This window comes from Streptococcus sp. GMD4S (assembly GCF_000296955.1).
The window spans coordinates 1-702 of sequence record NZ_AJRE01000354.1 but is presented as its reverse complement, the minus strand read 5'-3'; the positions used below and the strand labels follow the sequence as shown (position 1 = coordinate 702).

General features: G+C 34.9%; 1 protein-coding gene. It reads right to left on the bottom strand.

The window, feature by feature from the left end; genetic code table 11:
- Positions 1–106: 106 nt before the first annotated feature.
- On the bottom strand, positions 107–702 hold a 596-nt coding region (gene recX, locus GMD4S_RS09865; RefSeq protein ID WP_000740126.1), incomplete at its 5' end, for a recombination regulator RecX.

The window sequence follows — 702 nt, the reverse complement described above, 5'->3', positions numbered from 1 at the left end:
TTCTTTTGGAAGTTTCATAACTAACCAACTTTCTACAATTTATAAGTTTATCGTTTACTATTATATCATAAATCGGTCTAATTTTTTTAAATTTTACACGAAAATATTAAAGATATTCTCTGAGAGCGCTGGCTATATCCGAAAAATCATAGCCTTTTCGAGCTAAAACTTGGGTTAAACGCTGTTTAAGTTCGTATCCTTCATACTTTCGAGCATACTTATCATATTGTTTGTCTAGCTCTTTAAAAATGAGTTCTTGAGTCGTTTCTTGGTCGACTTGATTGTTCAGGTCATCAAAGGCACTTTTAGCATCAGCATAGGAGAATCCCTTGTTAGTCAAGTTTTGAATAATCTTATCCTGCAAGGCACGAGCGGGAAGTTTTCCATTGTATTTTTTAAGAAGTTTCTCCGCCACACGTTGAGCAACCTCTGAAAAATCAAAATCCTTTAAAACATCTTTAATCGTTGATTTGGCAATCCCTTTTTGAGACAGTTTTTTAGCTAGCACATAGGGTCCCTTATCTCCAGAAAGTTGATTTGCGTTGATAATAGAGTAGGCATACTGACGATCATTAATCCAGTTATCTTCTTTAAGATTGGCGATAACTTGACTTGTGATTTTTTCATCAAGATCATACTTTTTCAGATACTCACGAACTTCCTTTTCGGTTCGAGCTTTAAATGATAGATGGTAGAGGGCGA